Below are 22,051 nucleotides of genomic sequence, written 5' to 3' on the forward strand. Positions count from 1 at the left end.
ACAAGAAGTAAGTTCTATGACTTTTGAACAGACTAGAGTCATAGCATTTTGAGAGGTATGGCAGCGGCGATGAAGTCCTTGAAGAGCGGATGGGCATGCATGGGACGGGACTTGAATTCGGGATGGAACTGGCAGCCCACGAACCAGGGATGGTCGGGAAGCTCCACGATTTCCACGAGCGTGCCGTCGGGAGAGGTTCCGCTGAACACCATGCCGTGCTGGCTGAGGGTTTCGCGGAAGGCGTTGTTGAACTCGTAGCGATGGCGATGACGTTCGGAAATGTTCTCCTGCTTGTAGGCTTCGGCGGCCTTGGTGCCGGGAAGCAGGGTGCAGGGGTAGGCGCCGAGACGCAGGGTTCCGCCCTTGTTGCTGTCTTCGTCGCGCACTTCCATGGCGTTCTTGCGGAAGTCGTACCACTCGGTCATGAGGTAGATGACCTTTTCGTCGGTGAGCGGATCGAACTCTTCGGAATTGGCCTTGGAAAGACCGGCCACGTGGCGGGCGAACTCGATGACGGCGCACTGCATGCCGAGGCAGATGCCGAAGAAGGGAACCTTGTGCTCGCGGGCGTAACGGATGGCTTCGATCTTTCCTTCCACGCCGCGGTAGCCGAAGCCGCCGGGCACGAGAATGCCGTCGCAGCCCTTGAAGGTTTCAGCGGCATTGTCGGCGGTGACTTCCTCGGAGTTGACGTACTTGAGATTGACGGACACATGATTGGCCACGCCGGCGTGCACGAGGGCTTCGTGCAGACTCTTGTAGGCTTCCTTGAGATCGACGTACTTGCCCACGATGGCGATGGTCACCTTGTTCTTGGCGGCTTCGTCAAAGTCGTTCATGAGCTTGATCCAGCCGGAGAGGTCGGCGTTGCGAGCAGGCAGGCGCATCATGATGGCCACTTTCTGATCGAAGCCTTCCTCATAGAACTTGAGCGGCACGCCGTACACGTTCTTCACGTCCACGGAAGTGAAGACGGCATCCTCGTCCACGTTGCAGAACAGGGCGATCTTCTTCTTGAGTTCGGAAGGAATGGTCTGTTCGCAGCGGCAGAGAATGATGTCGGGCTGAATGCCGATGGAGAGCAGTTCCTTCACGCTGTGCTGCGTGGGCTTGGTCTTGTATTCGCCTGCGGCATGCAGGTAGGGCACGAGGGTGAGGTGGATGTTCAGGCAGTTGTTGCGGCCGATGTCGGAACGCAGCTGGCGGATGGCTTCGAGGAAGGGCAGACCTTCGATGTCGCCCACCGTGCCGCCGATTTCGATGATGGCCACGTCGGGAGCGTTGTCGCCTTCGGTGAGGCTCAGGATGGTGCGCTTGATTTCATCGGTGATGTGGGGAATCACCTGGACGGTGCCGCCGAGGTAGTCGCCGCGGCGTTCCTTGTTGATGACGTTGTAGTAGATGCGTCCCGAGGTGGTGTTGTTGCGCTGGGACAGGGAAACGTCGAGGTAGCGTTCATAGTGGCCGAGATCGAGGTCGGTTTCCGCGCCGTCGTCGGTCACGTAGACTTCGCCGTGCTGGAAGGGGTTCATGGTGCCGGGGTCGACGTTGATGTAGGGGTCGAGCTTCTGGATGGTCACGGAAAGGCCGCGGGCCTTCAGCAGAGCGCCAAGCGAAGCCGAGGCCAGTCCTTTTCCGAGAGAGGAAAGCACACCGCCGGTAACAAAAATGAATTTGGTTTTCATGAATGAGCCCTTCTATGGAAAATTGATGGGAAATTTAAATAATAAACGTACCTTCCTGCCCCTGTCTTCAGCGGAAAGGCACCCCGATGACGCATTGCGCTCTTGTCCCTTATACTTGATAGCCCCGGGGAAAGAAAGCACTAAATCATGCCTTCCAAAAATTTTTCCGAAGGCCTGTCCTTCTGCCCCCCCCTTGGCGCAAACAGGAAAGAACATCGAGTTTTTCCGGGGAGTTGTCCGCTTTGAGGGGGGAGGAGGTTCCTCACGCGTCCCTCCGGGGCGGAGTAAGGGGAAAAGACATCCTGTCAGACAGAGAAGACGCCTCATCCCGACGCGGCCTCATCCCAGACTTTGCGGCTTCTGTCAATCTTTTTTCTTACGCCGGACCAGGTTTTTCCCGTAAGGAAGGAGCGCGGAAAGGCTTCCTGCATGGCAAGCAGAATGTCGGACGTGACCGTGAAGGAAAGCTCGTCCACGCCCATGAACGGACGGCATGAAGGATCGGCTCCTCCCATGACGGCTTTTTTCTGTCCTTTGCGGCGATAGCTGAGCGGCCAGGCAAAAATGCTGGCGCAGCCTGAACCGAAGGGCATGGCCACGGCATCGTGGTCGTCCAGGGCGAATCCGGCGAGCATGGCGAGACCGGTGAGAACTTCGGCGCGGCAGTGGAAGACGGCAAGAAGCGGCTCGCCTTCTCCTTCAAGCATGGCAAGCGGTTTCGCCGTGCAGAAGGGCGCGGGTGCAGGCTGAATGTCGATGTCCCGGAAGAAGCGGCGCATGGAATCGGGCGAGGGGAGATAGCGTTCTCCCTCACGGCCTTCCCAGCCCGTGGTGACGAAGTGAACAATGCGCTCCGGCACGGGGAGCTTATAGCCGAGGTATGTCCAGCCGCCCATGCAGGTCATGACCTCGGAGGAAAAGTGCACGCAGGTTTTTTTTGTGCGTGCCATGCGGAGATAGTTGATGATGCAGGCGTGTCCCGTACCCGGAGCAGGCGTAAGAGATGCTTCCGGCGCGTGGTCTGCATAGCTGATGCCCAGCGGCTCTTCGCAGCCGAGCAGGTCGAACATGTCCTGAAGGCGTTTGTAGTCAAGCATGTCGGCTCCCCTGTGACAAGGTACGCGGAATGATAAAGCGTACAGGAGAGACGAAAATGTGTCAAATGCGGAACGGGCCGCGGAAAACGGCATGGACGGCCTGCCGGATGCCCATGGTTCGACGCATTTTATATGCTGCCGGGGGCGGTTCCCGTGTTAACCCGTTTGGGCCGGAAGCCCGGGACGAGGTGTCCTCTGAGCGTTCCGGCCCGCATGTCCGATAAGATGCTTTGAAGGGAAGGGGCGAGGGGAAAGGGGAAATCTTTTCCCCTTTTCCCGTCTTTCGTTATTCCTCCATCTGAAAGTCCACGCGTATCTTGAACAACTTTTCCGCGGGCAGGTTCATGATGGAAATGCCGGTGCGTTCCTCTATGCCTTTGATGGTGTCGCAGACGCTGTCCCACGAGGGGCCGATGAGGGTGAACCACACGTTGAAGTCGTGATTGCGCAGGTAGTTGTGGGTGACGCCGGGCAGGGCGTTCACGTCGGCAATGAAGGCATCGAGCTTTTCTTCCGGCACGTGCGCGCCGCAGAGCGTGGAGCGGAAGCCGAGCTTGGCGGACTGGAAGTTTGCGCCGAGTCGGCGGATGATCTTCTTTTCCTTCATGGCCTTCACTCTTGCAAGAGCTTCCTCCTCGGAAATGCCGAGCTGACTGCCGAGGGCCTCGTAGGGGCGGGGAACCAGCGGAAAGGCCGTCTGGATGATGTCCAGCAGTTTTCTGTCGATGGTGTCCAGAGCTTCGTTCTGAGCCATGGCCGTTCTCCTTGGGGGCGGAAATGACCGCGCCCGGAAAGAAATGCGGGCCCGCCCCGTGGTTCGGACGAGGCGGGCCGGAAGGGGGAAAACAGACGTTTCCTGTTATTTTGCAGCCTTGGGCTGGTACAGGCACAGAGGTTCCTGCGCCATGGGATCGTCGGTCATGCTGTAGGCGCGGGCGCGGCAGCCGCCGCATACCTTGTGGTATTCGCATACGCCGCACTTGCCCTTGTAGGCGCTCTGATCGCGGAACTTGAGGAACCACGGCGTCTTTTTCCACAGTTCGGGGAAGGGCGTGTTCCTTACGTTGCCGCAGTCCAGGGTGAGGTATCCGCAGGGCTGGAGCTGGCCGGTATGGCTGATGAAGCAGAAGCCCGTGCCGCCGAGACAGCCGCGGGTCATGGCGTCCATGCCGAAGTTTTCCATGTTCACGCTCACGCCTTCCTCGCGGGCCTTCTGCCGCATGATGCGGTAGTAGTGCGGCGCGCAGGTGGCCTTGAGATGCATGGAGGTCGTCTTGCGGAAGTCGTAGAACCAGTGCAGCACTTCTTCATACTCTTCGGCGGAGATGACTTCTTCCTGGATTTCGGCGGCGCGGCCCATGGGCACGAGAAGGAAGATGTGCCAGGCCACGGCGCCGATTTTCTCGCACAGATGGAAGATGTCCTTGAACGAGTGCAGGTTGCTCTTGGTCACCGTGGTGTTGATCTGGAACTCGACGCCTTCGGCCTTCAGATATTCGATGCCGCGCATGGAGGCGTCGAAGGCGCCGGGCACGCCGCGGAAGGCATCGTGGCTGGCCGCATCGGCCCCGTCTATGGAGATGGAGCAGCGCTGGAATCCGGCTTCTCTGATCTTGCGGGCGCTCTCGGGCGTGATGAGCGTGCCGTTGGGCGACATGACGCAGCGAAGACCCTTGTCGCGGGCGTAGGCGGCGAGTTCATACACGTCGGCGCGCATCATGGGATCGCCGCCGGTGAAGATGATGATGGGTTCACCCACTTCGGGGAAGGTGTCGATGAGCGCCTTGGCTTCCTCGGTGGAAAGCTCTCCCGGATAGGGTTCGGGATGGGCTTCGGCGCGGCAGTGCTTGCACGCGAGGTTGCAGGAGCGGGTCACTTCCCAGGCGATGAGACGGCACTTGGGAGAGCCGTCGGGCAGAAAGCGGGGCCTGGCCGTGGCGGGATGGCCGCCGGGAGCTCCGTCGGCAGGGCGTCCCATGGGGTGTCCGCCGGGATGGCAGGCGCCGAGGGAGGAGGGGGCGGAGTTGTGGCCGTTCATCAGCGAATCCATCCTTCGCGGAGGGCTTCCACGGTGAAGTAGGTAATGATCATCTTGGAGCCGGAACGCTTGAGGCCGAGGAGCGATTCCATGATGACGGCCTTGCGGTCGATCCAGCCGTTCTGGGCGGCGGCGCAGATGAGGGAATACTCGCCGCTCACCTGATAGGACACGAGCGGAACGTCGAAGGTGTCGTGCATGAGGCGGATGACGTCCTGATAGGGGCCGGCGGGCTTGACGATGAAGATGTCCGCGCCTTCGTCGATGTCGGCCTGCATTTCACGCAGGGCTTCCTGCACGTTGCCGGGATCCATCTGATAGGTGCGGCGGTCGCCGAAGTGGGGCGCGGATTCCGCGGCGTCGCGGAAGGGGCCGTAGTAGGCGGAGGCGTACTTCACGGCGTAGGACATGATGGGAGTTTCTTCAAAGCCGGCCTTGTCCAGCGCGGTGCGCAGGGCAAGCACGCGGCCGTCCATCATGTCGGAAGGCGCAATGATGTCGGCTCCGGCTTCGGCCTGGGAAACCGCGGTCTTCGCGAGCAGATCGAGGGTCTGATCGTTGAGCACGTGACCGGTCTTGTCGCCGTCGGCAATGATGCCGCAGTGACCGTGGGAGGTGTATTCGCACAGGCAAAGATCGGTGACGACCACAAGGTCGGGCCAGTTCTTCTTGATCATGCGCGTGGCGCGCTGAACGATGCCGTCTCTGGCGTAGGCACCGGAGCCCACGGGATCCTTTGCGGCGGGAATGCCGAACAGCAGCACGGCGCGCAGGCCGAGCTTCACGGCCTCGCCGATTTCCTTTTCCAGTTCGGCAAGGGAAAGCTGATACTGGCCGGGCATGGAGGCGATGGGCTGACGGAAGGAGGCGTCGGGAGTGTCGACCACGAAGTAGGGCATGATGAGGTCGGCGGCGGAGAGAGACGTTTCGCGGATCATGTCGCGAATGGCGGGAGTGCGGCGCAGGCGGCGGCCGCGGTGGAAGGAAAGATTGGTCATGTCGGTATCCTTTGCGCCGTAAGGGCGCGTCAACGGTCAATGAAAACGTGAAGGAAGATAACACCGCCCCCCGGCTTTGAAAAGGGTCGGCGTCACACTTCGACTGATAGAACTTTTGTCTTCCCGGAGCATTCGAGGCATCGCCGGGGCGAGCTTCCGGCAGGCTTGCCCGGGGACGCTGCGGAAGGTCCGGGACGGATCAGAGCTGGAAGAGAAAGACCATGACGGGCATGGTGATGACGCAAAGAAGGGTGGAGATGACGTTGATGAGGCTCGCGTATTCGCCGTTGTGTCCGTAGAGATGGGACATCTGCGTGACGGTGGAGGCACAGGGCGCGGCGGCCGCAAGAAAGCTGATGAGCAGAATGGTGCCTCCGTCCTTCGTCCAGGAGGCGAGGGGACTTGCGCGGAAGACGAGAAGCGTGAGAAGGGGCAGAACGAGAAGGCGCAGAGCCACGATGAGCGGGAGCTTTCTGTAGGCAAGAACGCGTTTGAAGTTCACGGAGCCTATGAGCATTCCCGTGACTATCATGCACAGGGGGCCTATCATGCTTCCCACGGCATGCACGGCAAGACGCGGGACTTCGGGAAAATGCAGGCCGGAGACGAAGAGCAGGGCGCCTGCCGCCATGGCCAGTATGTTGACGTTCAGAAGGATGTTGCGCAGATGCACCTGTCCGTTCTTCTTGAGAAGCGTGTAGCAGTGCGTCCAGAACAGGGCCGTCTGACCGATGAGAAAGCCGCTTGTGTAGAGTACCCATTCCGGGCCGAACACATAGGTGACGATGGGAATGATGAGGTTGCCGCCGTTGGAGTAGATGGCGGAAGCCTGCTCCACGGGATCGAGTCGGAGCGGACGGCGCACGAGGACGTTGAAGGCTATGGCCAGAGACTGGGAAACTGCGGCCGCCACGAGGGAAAGAAGAAGGCCGTGCAGCTTTTCCCCGGAAAAGTCCACCTGAAAGGCGTCGAGCATCATGCAGGGGCCGACGATGTACAGGGCCACGGCGGAAAGCGGGGCGCTGTCCTCGGCCCTGAGCAGGCGCAGACGCACCACGGCGTAGCCCATGAGCACCATGAGCAGCATGGCCGCTATCTGCTTGCCGAGAAGAAGGGAAATGATCATGGAAAGGCTCTTGAAAGACGTAAACGCTCTTCGCTCTCGGAGCGGGGCCGCGGGGCATGGCCCGGGAGAAAAAGGCTGTGAGAAAAAAATGGGGAGGCTCTGAGAGCCTCCCCGTTTTCCATGGTGCGGTTACTTGATGCCGATTTCCTCGTCGGTGAGGTAGCAGGCCGGGTCTTCGGCCCATTCGTCGCCGTAGTAGGCTTCGGCGCGGGAGCGGAAGTTGCCGCCGCAGATGTTGAGGAAGCGGCACTTGGCGCAGCGGCCCTTCACATAGGGCTTCTTGTCCTTGAGCTTGTGCAGCAGCTCGATGTTCGGGTCGTCCCAGATTTCGGAGAAGGGACGTTCGAGCACGTTGCCGAACACGTGATGACGCCAGAACTGGTCGGCGGAAACGTCGCCGTTCCAGGAAATGCAGCCTATGCCGCGGCCGGAGCTGTTGCCTTCGTTGAACTGCAGAAGCTGGAACACTTCCTCGGCGCGCTTGGGGTCTTCCTTGAGAAGGCGCATCCACACGTAGGGGCCGTCGGCGTGATTGTCCACGGTGAGCACTTCCTTGGGCGTGCCGGCGTCGAAGCATTCGCGGGTCTTGTCCATGATGAGGTCCACCACGGCGCGGGTTTCCTGATGGTTGAGGTCCTCATTGATGAGCTCGGTGCCTCGGCCGGAATACACCAGATGATAGAAGCACACGCGGGGAATGTCGCGTTCGCGCAGAATGTCGAAGATCTTGGGGATTTCCACGGCGTTGCGCTTGTTGATGGTGAAGCGCAGGCCGACCTTGATGCCTTCTTCGCGGCAGTAGTCGAGGCCTTCGAGGGCGCGGCGGAAGGCGCCCTTCACGCCGCGGAAGTGATCGTGCACGTCTTCGCCGCCGTCCAGGGAAACGCCCACGTAGGAGAGGCCCACTTCCTTGAGCGTCTTGGCCATGGCGCGGTCGATGAGGGTGCCGTTGGTGGAGATGACGGCGCGCATGCCCTTCGACGTGGCGTAGCTCGCCAGTTCGGGCAGGTCCTTGCGGATGGTGGGCTCGCCGCCGGAAAAGAGCATGACGGGAGCGCCGTAGGCCGCCAGATCGTCGATCATGACCTTGGCCTGTTCGGTGGAGATGGGGTCGACTCCCTTGTCGGTTTCGGCCTGGGCGTAGCAGTGCACGCATTTGAGGTTGCAGCGGCGCGTCATGTTCCACACGACGACCGGCTTCTTGTCGGCGGAGAACTGAAGCAGATGAGAAGGAAGCTTGCCGGACTGGCGGCCGTAACGCAGCGCGTCGGACGGTTCCACCTGTCCGCAGTAAAGCTTGGAAATACCGATCATGTGATGTCCTCACTGGGCGTTGTATGGGAAAGGCGGGGCGAAAGTTCCGCTCCGCCGCCATGTTGCGTGAAAATGGGCTCTCCGCCGTCTTTCGGCGGCAGACCGGGCAACATCATAGCCGCACAGGCTTCGGGAATCAAGTGACGTCGTCACTCTTGAACGCGTCCTGCGCGGAAAAGGACTCAGTCGAGAATGCCGCCGGCAAGCACGAAGCCGTCCTCATCGTAGACGGCGGCGATCTGTCCGGGGGCGGGGGGCTGCTGTGGGGAGGAAAAGACGATGGTCATGCGCTCATCCGAGACCTCGACGCGCGCCGGTTCCGGCTTCTGATGATAGCGCACCCGCACAAGGAGCCTTTCCGGCCAGAGAGAGGGCGGAACCATGAGGTTCAGCGACGAGGCGGAACACGAAGAGACGGGCAGAAGGTTTTTCGGTCCTACCACCAGCGTGTTGGAGTCTCGCAGTCTTTTCAGCACGTAAAGAGGCTCCTTCCAGGGAATGCCGAGACCGCGGCGCTGTCCCTCGGTATACTGCCAAAGTCCACGATGCTGCGCGATGACCCGGTTTTCTCCGGCGAGAAGCACGGGGCCCGGGCCGGGCAGCTTCAGACCTTCGGAAGAAGCCTTCTCCTTCAGCCACGCGTAGTGATCGTCGCCGGGAATGAAGCAGATTTCCTGACTTTCGGCAGGTACGGGAGGCGTGAGGCCGCGGGAGGAGAGCCACTGCCGTATGTCGGACTTTTTCCATTCCGCAAGGGGAAAGAGGCAGCGGCGAAGACGGGAGACGGGAGCCAGCGCAAGAAAGTAGCTCTGGTCCTTGGTGCCGTCGCTTCCGGTCCTGAGCGCGGAACCGTAGACGGGATGCTCTCGCACGGCTGCGTAATGACCGGTGGCGAAGGCCTCGCTCAGCGTCATGGCATGGTCGAACAGCAGACCGAACTTCATGGCCCGGTTGCACAGGGCGCAGGGGTTCGGCGTGCGGGCCCTGACGTGCTCCGCGGCAAAGGGCTCCATGACGCGGCGACGGAAAGGTTCGGAAAGGTCGACCACATGAAGGGGAATGCCGAGACTCAGGCAGAGGGATTCCATGGCCGGTACGGCGTCGTGTCCTTCTCCGGCGGGCAGAAAGCGCGCGTGCAGAGCCGTGACGACATGCCCTTCCTCTTTAAGACGGAGAAGGGCGAAGAGGCTGTCGGTTCCGCCGCTTATGGCAACTGTGACGTTCATGGTGGCGAGTGTGCCATTGCGCGATGAAGAGCGCAAGCCGCTTTTTGAAGGCGCGGCCGGACGGAAGGCGGAGAGGCCGTGCCGTTGCCAATTCCCGGTGAACGATTTATGGTGAAGGTTCCCGCGAATGCGGGAAAAAAGGACAACCCATTGAAAGAAAGAGGTGTCTTCATGAAACGACTTCTGGCCTGTGCGGCTCTTTCCCTTGCAGTGCTTCTCGGAGGATGCGCCGGTTCCCCCATATACAGGGGCGTGGACGCTTCCACGGGAAATTTCGTCTCCACAAGATCTCCCGCGGTGAGCGTGAAGGCTGCGGAAGGCTATGAAAATGTGCTTTCGGGCCATGCGCTGGTCAACGTGCCCTATGAGAACGGCTTCATGAACACCGTTCCCGTGCGGACGTGGTTCTCGCTGCAGGAAAGGGAAGGTTCCCAGCTCGTCAGCCTGCTTGCGGAGTGCTCCTCCGACATGATCTGGGAAGTGCGTCCCGTGGGCGTGGATTTCCAGACGCTGAGAGTCTTTTACGAAAGCAACGGCGTCGGCGCGAACGATGCCACCGTGCACGTCTATCTGCGCCCCGTGTCCATGGATCCGTGGACCCCGCTCTTTGCCCGGGCAGGCAAGACCATGTGGGAGGGGCCGACTCTGGTGGCCCGCTATGAGTGGGCGAACTCCACGGACAAGGAAAAGCTCGTGGTGGAATACCGGGAAAAGGCTCCCGAACTCATCGAGGGACTGAACCCCAGTCTCATAGATCTCAAGGATTTTATCGCACGTTCCCAGAAAGCCTTCAGCCTTGAGGGCGTAAGCGTGCCCGTGACGCCCGCGGACGGCTCTTCCGTGGTCATTTCCGACAGACTGCTCGCTCCCGTGGTGGGGGCGGTGACCGTCAATCAGATTCTTTCGTTCTGACCCCTTTCGCGCTCCCGAAGCGCTGCCTGGGGAGCCCACCCGGGAAAAGCCGCCTTTTTGCCGCAGCCTCTTCAGGGCTTGACAGAAAGGCGGCTCCCGAGTAAATACGACAGTTCACCTTGTTCGCCGTATGGTTTTTCCGACAGGAAGTCGGGAGCGGCGGACCTCTGACCGTAAGGAGATATCCTACATGCGCAAAATGGAAACCCTGCTGCTCCTTTCTCCGGAGCTGTCTGTGGAAGAGCGCGAAACCGTCCTGAAGACCATGGACGAGGTCATTACCCGCGAAGGCGGCAAGATGCTCGTCGTGGATCAGTGGGGCATGCGCGACCTGGCCTATCCCGTCCGCAAGCAGATGCGCGGCTTCTATGTCCGTCTCGAATATGCCGCTCCTTCTCAGCTCGTGGCTGAACTGGAACGCATCATCCGCATCACCGACGGCGTGTTCAAGTTCATGACCGTCAAGCTGGCCGACTCCGTCGAAGCCACCGAGGAGGTCGCGTAATGGCTTTCCGTAAGAAGTTTGCTCCTCGCCGCAAGTTCTGCCGCTTCTGCGCCGACGCCGAACTGGCTCTCGATTACAAGCGTCCCGACATTCTCCGCGACTTCATCACCGAACGCGGCAAGATCGTCGCCCGCCGCATTACCGGCACCTGCGCCAAGCATCAGCGCGCCCTCACCACCGAGATCAAGCGCGCCCGCCAGATGGCCCTGCTGTTCTACACGTCCGCTCATTCCAGCGAACTCAAGAAGAAGACCAACATCTAACGGCATAGGAGACAAAATGAAAGTTATTCTTCGTGCCGACGTTGAAAAGCTCGGTCACCTTGGCGACATCGTCAATGTCAAGCCCGGCTACGGCCGCAACTACCTGCTTCCTCAGCAGCTTGCCAGCCTGGCCACTCCCGCCAACATCCGCGTGTTTGAACTCGAACGCAAGAAGCTGCAGGCCCGCATGGACGCCCTCCGCGCCGCTGCCGCCGACCTCGCTTCCAAGCTCGAGGGCGTGGTGGTGACCATCTCCATGCGCGTCGGTGAAAACGACAAGCTTTATGGTTCCGTCACTCCTGCCATGATCGGCGACGCTCTCGCCGCCATGGGCATCGAAGTGGACCGCCATCGTCTGCTTCTCGACGGCTCCATCCGCACTCTGGGCGAACACAACGTGCGCGCCCGTCTGCATGCCGACGTGGTTCCTTCCTTCATCGTGAAGATTGTGTCTGAAGAAAAGCACATCGCTGAAGAAGAAGCCCCCGTGGAAGCTCCCGCCGCTGAAGCGGAAGCTCCTGCTGAAAATGCCTAATCAGCTTCTTCGGAAGCCTGACGAGTCATGGACAGCCCGGATACCGTCATGAATGAAGCCGCCGCTCCTTCGCGGAGCGGCGGCTCTCGTCGTTCTTCCCGAGGGGAGGGCGACGTCTCCGAACGTGCGCGCGACGATCTTCTGCGCCGCGTTCCTCCGCACAGCGAGGAAGCCGAACAGGCCGTGCTGAGCGGCGTTTTTCTCCGTCCCGACCTCCTTCAGGAAATCATCGATCAGATACGGGACACCGATTTCTACATTCCCGCGCATCGCGTCATCTTCGGCGCGTTCATGGCGCTCTTCGAGCAGAACGCCCCCGTGGACGAAGTGACGGTGTTCGACTGGCTCGTCAGCCATTCGCAGCTCGAAGCCGCGGGCGGTGCGGCCTATCTCGGCGATCTTTCCCGCGCCGTGGTGAGCGGCGCCAACGCCGTGCACTGGGCCAAGATCGTGCGCGACAAGGCCATGCAGCGCGCGCTCATCGACACTTCCGCCCAGATCATCAGCAACTGCTACGACGCCTCCAAGGACGTGCCCACGCTCCTCGACGAGTCGGAGCGCGCCATATTCTCCATTTCCGAGCGCGCCAACAGCAAGACGTTTTCCAGCAGCAGCGAGCTTGTGCGTTCCGTGTTCGACGAGCTGCTCGCCCGCTACAACAACAAGAGCGTGACCACCGGCGTGCCTACGGGCTACATGCAGCTCGACAAGATGACGGCCGGCCTTCAGCCTACCGACCTCATCATTCTCGCCGCGCGTCCCTCCATGGGCAAGACGGCCTTCGCCCTCAACGTGGCCATGCGCGCTGCGCTTTCCGGCGGGGCCACGGTGGCCATTTTCTCTCTGGAAATGAGCAAGGAATCGCTCATGGACCGTATGCTCTGCGCCTGGGGAAGGGTGGAGCTTTCGCGTGTGAGGCGCGGATTTCTGGAAGATGACGACTGGGCCAAGCTTTCCGCCTCGGCCGATGCGCTTTCCCGCGCCAAGATTTTCATCGACGACACGGCGGGCCTTACGCCGCTGGCCCTGAGGGCACGATGCCGCCGCCTCAAGGCCGAGCACGGACTCGACCTCGTCATGGTGGACTATCTTCAGCTCATGCACTCCGCGCGCAACGATTCCCGTGAACTGGAAATTTCCGACATCTCGCGCAACCTGAAGGCTCTTGCCAAGGAACTCAAGGTCCCCGTCATCGCGCTTTCCCAGCTCAACCGTAAAGTCGAGGAGCGCACCGACAAGCGTCCCGTGCTGTCCGACCTGCGCGAATCGGGCGCCATTGAACAGGATGCCGACCTCATCATGTTCATCCATCGTGAGGATGCCTACAACAAAAAGGGCGACCGGCCGAAGACGGGCATTGCCGAAATCATCATAGGCAAGCACAGAAACGGTCCGACCGGCACGGTGGAGCTTGCCTACCGGCCGGAATTCACCGCCTTCGACGATCTTGAAACCACCTACGTGGAGCCTTCCGAATCCCAGCAGGGCTGATCGGCTTCCGGCATGCCGGAACGCCGGATGGTCCGTCATGAGGGGGAGAAAAAGTTTTCCCCCGGTCGTTTTCGCCTTCATCATGGACGAAGCCGGGGGCGGGGCTCGACGGAACTTTCCGAGAGCCTCCTTGCCTTATGCCCGCCGGCGTGCTACTGGAAGCGGGCGGCCCCGCTTCATGAAAGGGCGCGGCCGACATGCCGGAGAATACGATGTCATTCTGGAACAAAGAACGCATCAGCCCGTCGCAGATCATCATTCTGGGCTACTTTCTGCTCATCGTCTGCGGAACGGGACTGCTCATGCTGCCCTTCACCACCAAAGACGGTGCCGGACCAGGTTTCGGCGACGCCCTCTTTACGGCCACTTCCGCGATCACCGTGACGGGACTTGTGGTGCACGACACCGTTCGGTACTGGTCGCTGTTCGGGCAGATCATCATTCTTCTTCTCATACAGGTGGGAGGTCTCGGCGTCATGAGCATGGCCGTGGCCGTGGCCGTGCTGGCAGGACAGAAGATAGGTTTCCGCCTGCGCTGGGTCATGCAGGAATCCATTTCCGCGCCGCAGCTTGCGGGCATCGTTCGCCTTACGGGCTTCATCTTCAAGATGGTGCTGGCCGTGGAACTTGTCGGTGCGGCGCTGCTTTCCCTCCGCTTCTGCCCGGAAATGGGGCTCGGGAAAGGGCTCTGGATGGCGCTGTTTCATTCCGTGTCCGCCTTCTGCAACGCAGGCTTCGACCTCATGGGAGAGGCGCATCCCTACGCATCGCTCACGGCATACGCGTCCGATCCCCTCGTCTGCCTTGTCATTGCGCTGCTCATCACTGTGGGAGGCATAGGCTTTCTCACTCTGGACGACGTGCGTTCCCACGGCCGGGATTTCCGCAGCTATCGCCTTCAAAGCAAGCTCGTGCTGCTTTTCAGCGCCGCGCTCGTAGTTCTGGGATTTCTCTTTTTCTTTTTCTATGAGTTCCGGAGCGAGGGCTGGCACATGACCGGGCCCGAGGCCGCGCTCGCCGCGCTGTTTCAGGCCGTGAGTCCCCGCACGGCGGGCTTCAACAGCGTGGATCTTGCGGCGCTGAGCCCCATTGCCAAGCTGGTCACCATACTGCTCATGCTGGTGGGCGCGGCCCCCGGCTCCACGGGCGGCGGCTTCAAGGTCACCACCTTCGCCGTGCTTCTTCTGGGACTGCTCTCCATTTTCCTGCATCGTTCCGACGTGCGGGGATTCGGACGCAGACTGCCGGACATGGCCCTTCGCCGGGCATCCGGCATATTCATGTTCTACCTCCTGCTTTTTCTGACAGGGGGAATGCTGGTGTCCGCCTTCGACAATCTGCCGCTCATGACGGCCTTCTTCGAGGCGGCCTCGGCCATAGGCACCGTGGGGCTTACCCTGGGAGCGACGCCGGAACTTTCCGACGCTTCGCGCGCGATTCTCATACTGCTCATGTATTTCGGCAGAGTGGGCAGTCTTACCGTCGTCTTTGCGGTTTCCTCCGGCATACGGCAGGACGGATTCCGCTATCCTGCCGAAGACGTGGCCGTGGGCTGAAAGGAGTGTGCCCAATGAAATCCGTACTGCTCATAGGACTCGGACGCTTCGGTCGCCGCATGGCGAGAAAGCTGCGGGAACTCCATCATGAAGTGCTCGCCATCGACAGAAACGAGCAGAGAGTCAACGAGGCGCTGGATTTCGTGACCAGCGCGCAGATTGCCGACGCCACGAGCGAATCGTTCATACGCTCTCTCGGCGTGAGCAACTTCGACATGTGCGTGGTGGCCATAGGCGACGATTTCCAGAGCTCTCTGGAAACCACGGCGCTGCTCAAGGAGCACGGGGCGCGCTTTGTGCTCTCCCGAGCCTCGCGTCAGGTGCACGCCAAGTTTCTCCTGCGCAACGGCGCGGACGACGTGGTGTACCCCGAGCGGCAGACCGCAGACTGGGCGGCCATGCGCTACAGCAGCGATCACATTTTCGACTACGTGAAGCTCTCCCCCGATTATTCCATTTACGAGATAGCCACTCCCGAAGAATGGCAGGGCAAGACCGTGAAGGACCTGGCCGTGCGTCAGCGCTACCGCCTCAACGTGCTCGGGGTGAAGAAGGGAGATGCGCTTCAGCCCATGCCCGGCCCGTCGCATTGCTTTCAGGCCGGGGAAAGCGTGCTTGTGCTCGGTCACGACATGGACGTTCAGGAGCTTCTGCGCAAGAGCGGCCGGAACTGAGGCCGACGCCTTTTACGAGGGCATTCCTTGCGTTCCTTTCTGTCGTATGATACTATTGGATTAAGTCTAATAGTATGGTTTTCCGTCATGAGCGCATCGTTTTTTCGGAACGACTGCCGAAGGACGGAACCGTGAAGGAGGGAAGGCATGGACGTTCTGGACTCCTGTGCCTGTTCCGGAGGCAATCTCCCCCGTTTCGTGCAGCCCGTGCTTCTGGCGCTGCTTGCCAAAGAGCCCATGCACGGCTACGCGCTCGTGCAGAAGCTGGAAGAGACCGGGCTTTTTGCCGAGCAGCCGCCGGACATGACGGGCTGCTACCGGATGCTGCGCGACATGGAGAAAAACGGCGTGCTGGAGACGAAGCCGGACAGAGGCGACGGCCCGGCGCGCAGAAAGTACGCGGTCACGGCCCTGGGACGGCGGTGTCTGAACCGCTGGATATCCTCTCTGGCGGGCAATCGCGACCATCTCGACAGAGTGCTTGCGCTTCTTGTTTCCGCGCGCGAGGAGGGCGGCGCATTCGGGTCGGACTGTCCCGAGGAGGACCGTGCGTTCATGCAGGACGTGCGGAAGCGGGCTCTGAACGGCGGGATTCCCCGTCGTGATGAAGTGGTGAGGCTGCTTTCCTATGCGCCGGACTCTCCGCAGGCGGCGTATCTCGGGCGTCTTGCGCGTCAGACGGCCCGGGACGTGGCCGGGAACCGGGCCGGCGTGTGGGCGGCCGTGGGAGTGGATTGCGCTCCCTGTTCCATGAGCTGTGCGTTCTGCGCTTTCGGGGAATCGTGGGGAGTAGTGAAGGAGGCGCACGAGTGGAGCGTGGAGCGCATTGCGGACACGGCGCGCCGCTTTGCTCTGGCAGGGGCTTCGTGGGTGGTGCTTCGCACGACGGAGCATTACGGTGCGGAACGGCTGAGCGCGCTTGCGGCCGCAGTGCGTGCCCATGTTCCGTCGACCTGCGCGCTTGTGGCCAATACGGGCCAGATGAGCGTGGATGAAATACGGCGTCTCGGCGAGGCCGGAGTGAAGGTCATGTATCATGCGCTGCGGCTCGGCGAGGGCAGGGACACTCCCTTTGATCCTGCCGGGCGTCGTCTGGCACTCGGGCGCATACGTGAGGCGGGCATGGAGCTTGCCCATCTGGTGGAACCGCTCGGGCCGGAACATGGAAACGAGGAGATAGCCGACGTGCTGCTCACGGCGCTTCATGCCGGAGCGCGGGTATGCGGCGTCATGGCGAGAAGCAACGTGCCGGGAACGCCTTTTGAGGGACAGGACGCGGTTTCCGACGCGCGCCTTGCGCTTGTTGCCTCCGTCGTGCGCCTGTGCGGGGGCAGAAACACCCCGTACGTCTGCGTGCACCCTCCGGTTTCTCTGGCCGTGGAGCGGGGAGCCAACGTGGTCGTGGTGGAAACCGGGGCCATTCCCCGGGACAGAAAGGAAGCCGGGGCAGAGTGGCGCGGTTTTTCCATGAAGGATGCCGTAAGCCTTCTTGCCCGTCACGGGTATGAGGTGGGCGGATTTGAGGCGTGACGCCGAGTCGTTCCGGCTCGGGCAGGAAGCCTGCGCGTCGAGCACGTTCATGGAACGGCAGGGAGCGTTTTTTTCGGCCCCGCCGTTTTTAAAAGATGTGAGGAGGAATCATGGTGACACGTTTTGGTCTTTGCGCACAGAAGGTCTGCCTGCACTGCGCATCCCGTCTCGGCATCGACGAGTCTCTGGCCGTGGGCATGGCCTCGGCCTTCGGCACGGGGCTGGGGCACGCGGAGACCTGCGGCTGCATATGCGGCGCACACATGGTGCTGGGCCTGCGTTACGGCAGGGCCGCCACCCTGGATGAAGGCAGGCTCAAAAAGCCTCTTCTTGTGGAAAAGGTGTCGGAGTTTGAGAGGCGTCTTTCTCAAAAGCAGCCTTGCCGCTTATGCCGGGACATTCTGGGGATGGACATCACGCAGCCCGGCGTCATGAAGCAGGCCGCGGATAAGGGACTTTTTGCCACGGTGTGCGCCGACATGTTGAAGGATACCTGTGCCGTTCTCGATGGAATGCTGGATGAGGACGATGAGGCCGAAGCCCGGTCCTGAGAAAACGGCCGTCCGTCATCAGGGGAAACACTCCTCCGGGCTTTTCCGGAAGAGTGTTTTTTTATGCGTCATGTCGGGAGACGGCGCCGTGTCGTGCTCCTGACCGGGACGGCGCGGCACCCGGTGCGTCGGTCTGAGGGAAAAAGCGTCCTACCGGCAGCATCCGGCATAGGGACAGCGTGCGCAGCGGTCGGTACGGCGGGGGGTGAAGGCCTCGGCCGTGGCCATGTGCCGCAGCACGAAGCGCAGCAGCGCGGGAATGCGTTCCTCGATGATGCGTTCTCGTGCGGCATCGTCGATTTTCGTGCCGAGCAGGGGAAGTTCCTCGCCCCGGTCGGCAAGCTGCACGAGGGCGGCGTCGAAGAGAGTGGCGTAGCGCAGATGTTCCGCGTTCTGCGGGTCATGTCCGCACATATAGAGATAGGCGGGCAGCTGAATGCTGGGCAGGTTTCTGGCAAGATCCGGCAGGGGATCGGTCTTTCCCGGCATCCAGGAGTCCATGGCATCCCACAGCAGGCCGTCGTCCCAGAAGGAGGAATGCGGCTGACGGCTGGTGCTGCCGCTCTTGTAGTCAAGAATGACGAGACCAGCTTCCCGTCTGTCCAGACGGTCGATCTTGCCTTCCAGAGAGAAGCGTCTTCCGCCCTCTTCAAGCACGGCGGAAACGTTGTGCTCAAGCTGCACGACCTCCAGCACCTCCGGCTGTGCGGCGGCAAAGTCGCGCAGCCGGGAAGGGCCGGCGGCTTCCAGCATGAAGCGGCTCTGTGCGGGAAGATTCTCGGCAAGGCCGCTTTTTGCCAGTTCTTCGCGAAAAAGGCTCTCCAGCCGTTCGGCGGTCAGTTCCCCGGCGGTGACGGGAAGTCCGAGGAAGGGCTGGAAGGCCCGCAGAAGCACGGCGTGCAGAAGGTTGCCCACGCCGAGATGATCGTCGCCTTCCATGACTTCGTCCACTTCCTTCAGCGTGCACACGTACTTGCGGAAAAAGCGCGCCGGGCAGGCAATGTAGGTGTCGAGGCCCGTGGGAGAAAGCTTTTTTTCGAGAATTTCCTTCATGCGGGCGTTGACGGCATCGGTGCGAGGGATGGGCGCGTACAGGGGAACCGGAGGTTCCGTCATGGGAAACACGGAGGCATGGAGAGGGTCCGTGCCGGGACGCAGCACTTCCCCTTTCTTCTGCTCCACGCTCCATATGGCCTCCTCCACCAGACGGGAGCGGAGCTTCTTGCCGTCCATGACGCCGGTCTGCACGCCTTCCTGCCAGTACAGAAACACTTCCTTTGCTCCGGCAATGAGCCGGTGGAAGGTATGCGCGGCAAGCTGATCCCGGCGGCTGTTGTCCGGCAGGCCCAGAAGCGGACGCAGATTGTCCGGCAGAAGCGGATCGCGGGCAGGCGCTCCGGGAAGAGCGTCTTCGGTCATGTCCAGAAAGTATACGCGGTCGAAATGCAGAAGTCGTGTTTCCAGCGTGCCGAGAATCTGCAGCCCGGTGAGAGGGTCGGCCTCAAAGGGCACGCGCTGTTCGGCAAGGCCCTGACGAACGATGGCGAAAATCGACTCCAGAGACAGCACTTCATCGGCCATGGCGTTGTCGGAGAGCTCGGGAATCACGCCCTGCATGAGTCTTGCCAGACATTCCGCGTCCAGCGGAAAACGCGGCCAGATGTGCGCGCCGCACTCCAGAAGAAGCTGACACAGCTCCCGCAGGCGGGAGGCCATGTCTTCAAGCGTGTCCAGACTGCGCCACCTTGCAACGAGCGTGTCCATGACCCGTTCCAGAAGCTGCCCCGTCTCTTCCGTGAGATCTTCGGCCAGCGGTCTGCCGTCGAGATCGCCGAGAATTTCATCCACCATGTCGGAAGCGCAGCTTTTCGCGTCCACCATGCGGCTGCCCGTGCGCAGCCTGGCCTCAAGACGTGAAAGGAAGGGGCGAAGCGGCGCGATGTCGCCGTCTTTTTCGGCGGAGGGCACGCCGAGCATGCGCACATAAGGGTGACGTATGAGCGCCATGAGGCTTTTCCAGTGCACGAGACCTGCGCCGTTCATGCTCTGCCGCGTTTCCATGATGCGTTCGACAAGCTGAGCGAGAAGCGATCGCTCCAGAGGATAGCCGAGAGAAATGTTGATGCTCTTTTCCGGAATGTGATGCAGCGTGGGCATGAGCAGGGAATCATGGGTGATGACCACGGCCCGGCTTTCGTTGGGGCAGGGGCGCGTTTCCAGTTCCTTTTTGAGCTCCAGAAGCTGCGAGTGCAGATCATATCCCGCATGAAAATGGATGACGGGCTCGCGGTTCGTGCTCTCGCCGAGCAGTTCGCCCCGGGCCTTCCAGCGCGCGAGCCATTCCCTGTGTTCGCCGCAGCTCCAGTGTCCCGCGCCTGAAAGCACGGCCGGGTCGGTATGCAGGCATATTCTCGCGCCCCGTTCCCACAGATAGCGGAAGAGCGTGTCTTCCGCCCGGGTAAGGCGCACGAAGCCCGCGATGATGACGGTTTTGCCCTGGAGCTTGAGGGGCAGATCCGGAGAGGCGCCGGCAAGCTGCGCGGCGTGCTGGGCGTCGAGTCCCGGAGTGCTCAGGCCGCGTTTGCGAAGCTCGGCGCGGTAGCGTTCCTGTATGCGGCTGAGACTGCCGAGCAGAACCGCCGCATAGGGGGCCACCATGTCGTTCACATGAAGAAGGTCTCCGGCTTCCACCATGTGCCCGGCGCATTCGTCGAGCAGATGCGCAAGACGCACGCCCCAGGGATAGAAGCGGGCCATGCCGCCTTCGTCCTCCAGACTGCGGGCGAGCTTTGCCATCGGCGAGTCCTTCGCTTCCCCGGCACTTATGTGAAGCAGGCACTCCTTGAGCACGGCCACCTGATCCAGCGTGCCCGCCGGGCGCGGAACGGAACGTGTCCAGCTTTCAAGGCACGTCTGCACGAGCTGACCGGCGTTCATGATGTGCGGCAGGAGCATGGGATGCGTCACTTCCCGGCGGTAGATGTCGAGCAGATAGCGCCTCGGCCGGTTGAGCGGAAACACGATGACCGCCTTGCCGGGCCTGTCGCCCGTCAGATCCCGGGCAAGATCGTGCACGCGCAGCATGAAGTCGTCGTCCCACGGCACGATCTGGAACGGACTGAAGGTACGGTTACGGCTGCTCATGGTCGTCTCCGGGAAGAATCGGGAAGGTCTGGCGGCGGTCGAGATACACCAGCGCGCCGCGCGTCCTCATGCCTCCGGCCTGACGAAGAAGCCTGAGGTAACGCGAAAGCTGTGACACGTGTTCGGGAAGCGGAAGGTCTCCGTCGGTACCCGTCTTGTATTCCACGGCGACGAGTTCCTGACCGTCGTCCACGAGCAGATCCACGCGGTACTGTCTGCCGTCGGCGTCGAGCAGCGCGTGTTCCGGTGTGCCGAAAGCCAGCCAGTGCGGAGTTTCAGGCTGCATGGCGTACCAGCAGAGCATTTCTTCCACTTCTTTCTGCACCCTTTCCCGGTCGGGAACGGGCAGAGGAAACGTGGAAATGCCGCGGGAGGCGGCAAGGGCTGCGTCGCGTCTTGCCGAAGCTTCGCCCACGCCCGAAACCTGGAGGCTCTCAAGGCAGTGATGCACGAGCGTGCCGCGTCTTTTGGGCGTGAAGCTCCAGTCCTCCAGAGGACTGCGGAACATCCGAAGGCGCGGAAGCCATCCCATGGGACGCCAGCTCTCTTCGTCGGCGAGGCTTTCCTGCGCAAGGTGCTCCGGCTCCTGTTCGGATGGGGCCCGCATGACGGCGGAAGCGGCGGGCGCGTTTTTTTCGCCCTCTGTCCCGCATTCCGGTTTGCGGGACGGTTCCTCCGTCGAGGGGGCTGCGGAAGACGGCGCTTTTTCCGGTTCGTCTCCCCAGACAAGAAGTCCGTTCTCCGCTTTCAGCGTGCTTTTCATGCGGGAGAGCAGCGTGTCGAGCATGAAGGAGACGGGGCCGTCGTCCGGATCGGGCACGAACAGGTGAAGCTCGGAGACGGCGCGGGTCATGGCCACGTAAATGAGATGCAGCGACTCTCTGGCCGAGTTCATGCGGTCTTCAAGCCACGGCCTGCCCATGTCCCGGCACAGCGGCGCGAGCAGTCCCGTGCCGCGGCTGTTCCAGAAAATCGACTTGTCGTCCGAGGATCGTCCGAGGGAGAAGTTCAGCCAGGGCAGGATGACCACGTCGAATTCCAGCCCCTTGGCCTTGTGCATGGTCATGATGCGCACGGCGTCCATGCTCTCGGGGAGGGGCGCCTTTTCCTGACTGCCGCTTTCGTCCCACAGGTCGAGGAAGCCGGAAAGATCGGACACGCCCTGTTCCTCGGCACAGAACATGACTTCGAGAAAGCGGCGAACGAAGCCTTCGGCCTGCGGACAGCGTTCCATGACGCGCCAGCGCTCCAAAACTTCCATGACCGCGTCGTAGGGAGTGAGCAGTCCCGCGTTGTCGTGCAGCGGGGCAAATGCCGTTTCCCATGCTTCGGGAAAGTCCGCGGCAAACTGTCGTGCCAGCGTCCGCTGAGGGGAGCGTCGCGCCGCCCAGTCGATGACTGCCGCA

Annotated in this window: 19 protein-coding genes; 9 read left to right on the forward strand and 10 right to left on the reverse strand. The window is 61.5% G+C overall.

The window, feature by feature from the left end; all coding sequences use genetic code 11:
* Positions 1-38: 38 nt before the first annotated feature.
* The 8 genes from QZZ60_RS04970 to QZZ60_RS05005 form a co-directional block, all read right to left on the reverse strand.
* Positions 39-1,685, reverse strand: a complete 1,647-nt coding sequence (locus QZZ60_RS04970) for a CTP synthase (protein WP_295638673.1) — start codon at positions 1,683-1,685, stop codon at positions 39-41.
* 323 nt (positions 1,686-2,008) lie between these two features.
* Entirely contained in the window at positions 2,009-2,782 is a 774-nt protein-coding gene (locus tag QZZ60_RS04975; RefSeq protein WP_295638676.1) for a DUF169 domain-containing protein, read from the reverse strand.
* A gap of 286 nt (positions 2,783-3,068) precedes the next feature.
* The gene (locus tag QZZ60_RS04980; protein ID WP_295638678.1) at positions 3,069-3,536 is read right to left on the reverse strand and encodes an AsnC family transcriptional regulator; all 468 of its coding nucleotides are present in this window, start codon (positions 3,534-3,536) and stop codon (positions 3,069-3,071) included.
* A 105-nt stretch (positions 3,537-3,641) separates the two neighbouring features.
* Positions 3,642-4,760, reverse strand: a complete 1,119-nt coding sequence (gene ahbD, locus QZZ60_RS04985) for a heme b synthase (RefSeq protein WP_295638718.1) — start codon at positions 4,758-4,760, stop codon at positions 3,642-3,644.
* A 59-nt stretch (positions 4,761-4,819) separates the two neighbouring features.
* Positions 4,820-5,818 (reverse strand): porphobilinogen synthase, encoded by a 999-nt coding sequence (gene hemB, locus QZZ60_RS04990; protein WP_295638681.1) that lies wholly within the window; start codon positions 5,816-5,818, stop codon positions 4,820-4,822.
* A gap of 199 nt (positions 5,819-6,017) precedes the next feature.
* The gene (locus tag QZZ60_RS04995) at positions 6,018-6,944 is read right to left on the reverse strand and encodes an AEC family transporter (RefSeq protein ID WP_295638684.1); all 927 of its coding nucleotides are present in this window, start codon (positions 6,942-6,944) and stop codon (positions 6,018-6,020) included.
* 129 nt (positions 6,945-7,073) lie between these two features.
* The gene (gene ahbC, locus QZZ60_RS05000; RefSeq protein ID WP_295638687.1) at positions 7,074-8,258 is read right to left on the reverse strand and encodes a 12,18-didecarboxysiroheme deacetylase; all 1,185 of its coding nucleotides are present in this window, start codon (positions 8,256-8,258) and stop codon (positions 7,074-7,076) included.
* A gap of 182 nt (positions 8,259-8,440) precedes the next feature.
* Positions 8,441-9,484, reverse strand: a complete 1,044-nt coding sequence (locus QZZ60_RS05005; protein ID WP_295638690.1) for a tRNA-specific 2-thiouridylase — start codon at positions 9,482-9,484, stop codon at positions 8,441-8,443.
* A gap of 171 nt (positions 9,485-9,655) precedes the next feature.
* Between QZZ60_RS05005 and QZZ60_RS05010 the strand changes: the two genes are divergently transcribed.
* The 9 genes from QZZ60_RS05010 to QZZ60_RS05050 all read left to right on the forward strand — a co-directional run bounded on the left by QZZ60_RS05010 (position 9,656) and on the right by QZZ60_RS05050 (position 17,501).
* Positions 9,656-10,396 carry a DUF4851 domain-containing protein gene (locus QZZ60_RS05010; protein WP_295638692.1) on the forward strand — a complete coding sequence of 247 codons (741 nt, stop codon included), beginning with the start codon at positions 9,656-9,658 and terminating at the stop codon, positions 10,394-10,396.
* A gap of 190 nt (positions 10,397-10,586) precedes the next feature.
* Positions 10,587-10,901 (forward strand): 30S ribosomal protein S6, encoded by a 315-nt coding sequence (rpsF, locus tag QZZ60_RS05015; RefSeq protein WP_294486971.1) that lies wholly within the window; start codon positions 10,587-10,589, stop codon positions 10,899-10,901.
* A complete protein-coding gene (gene rpsR / locus QZZ60_RS05020; RefSeq protein WP_294446488.1) occupies positions 10,901-11,164 on the forward strand; it encodes a 30S ribosomal protein S18 in 264 nt (87 codons plus the stop codon). Before rpsF ends, rpsR begins: the two co-directional genes overlap by 1 nt.
* Before the next feature lie 16 nt (positions 11,165-11,180).
* Entirely contained in the window at positions 11,181-11,699 is a 519-nt protein-coding gene (rplI, locus tag QZZ60_RS05025) for a 50S ribosomal protein L9 (RefSeq protein WP_295638697.1), read from the forward strand.
* A gap of 27 nt (positions 11,700-11,726) precedes the next feature.
* A complete protein-coding gene (gene dnaB, locus QZZ60_RS05030; RefSeq protein ID WP_295638700.1) occupies positions 11,727-13,190 on the forward strand; it encodes a replicative DNA helicase in 1,464 nt (487 codons plus the stop codon).
* A gap of 212 nt (positions 13,191-13,402) precedes the next feature.
* Positions 13,403-14,746: a TrkH family potassium uptake protein gene (locus QZZ60_RS05035; protein WP_295638703.1), complete on the forward strand. Its 1,344-nt coding sequence runs from the start codon at positions 13,403-13,405 to the stop codon at positions 14,744-14,746.
* Positions 14,747-14,760: 14 nt separating this feature from the next.
* On the forward strand, positions 14,761-15,420 hold the full coding sequence (locus QZZ60_RS05040; RefSeq protein ID WP_295638706.1) for a TrkA family potassium uptake protein: 660 nt from the start codon (positions 14,761-14,763) through the stop codon (positions 15,418-15,420).
* A 147-nt stretch (positions 15,421-15,567) separates the two neighbouring features.
* Positions 15,568-16,950 carry a helix-turn-helix transcriptional regulator gene (locus QZZ60_RS05045; protein WP_295638708.1) on the forward strand — a complete coding sequence of 461 codons (1,383 nt, stop codon included), beginning with the start codon at positions 15,568-15,570 and terminating at the stop codon, positions 16,948-16,950.
* A 110-nt stretch (positions 16,951-17,060) separates the two neighbouring features.
* Positions 17,061-17,501 (forward strand): C-GCAxxG-C-C family protein, encoded by a 441-nt coding sequence (locus QZZ60_RS05050; RefSeq protein ID WP_295638711.1) that lies wholly within the window; start codon positions 17,061-17,063, stop codon positions 17,499-17,501.
* Positions 17,502-17,651: 150 nt separating this feature from the next.
* On the opposite strand, the gene QZZ60_RS05055 is transcribed toward QZZ60_RS05050, so the two are convergent.
* Entirely contained in the window at positions 17,652-20,645 is a 2,994-nt protein-coding gene (locus tag QZZ60_RS05055; protein ID WP_295638713.1) for a PD-(D/E)XK nuclease family protein, read from the reverse strand.
* Positions 20,632-22,051 (reverse strand): 3'-5' exonuclease (locus tag QZZ60_RS05060; RefSeq protein WP_295638715.1); only part of this gene is annotated, 1,420 nt, incomplete at its 5' end. The genes QZZ60_RS05055 and QZZ60_RS05060, both read right to left, overlap by 14 nt.

The organism is uncultured Mailhella sp. (assembly GCF_905187505.1).
In the GTDB taxonomy this organism is placed as follows: domain Bacteria; phylum Desulfobacterota; class Desulfovibrionia; order Desulfovibrionales; family Desulfovibrionaceae; genus Mailhella.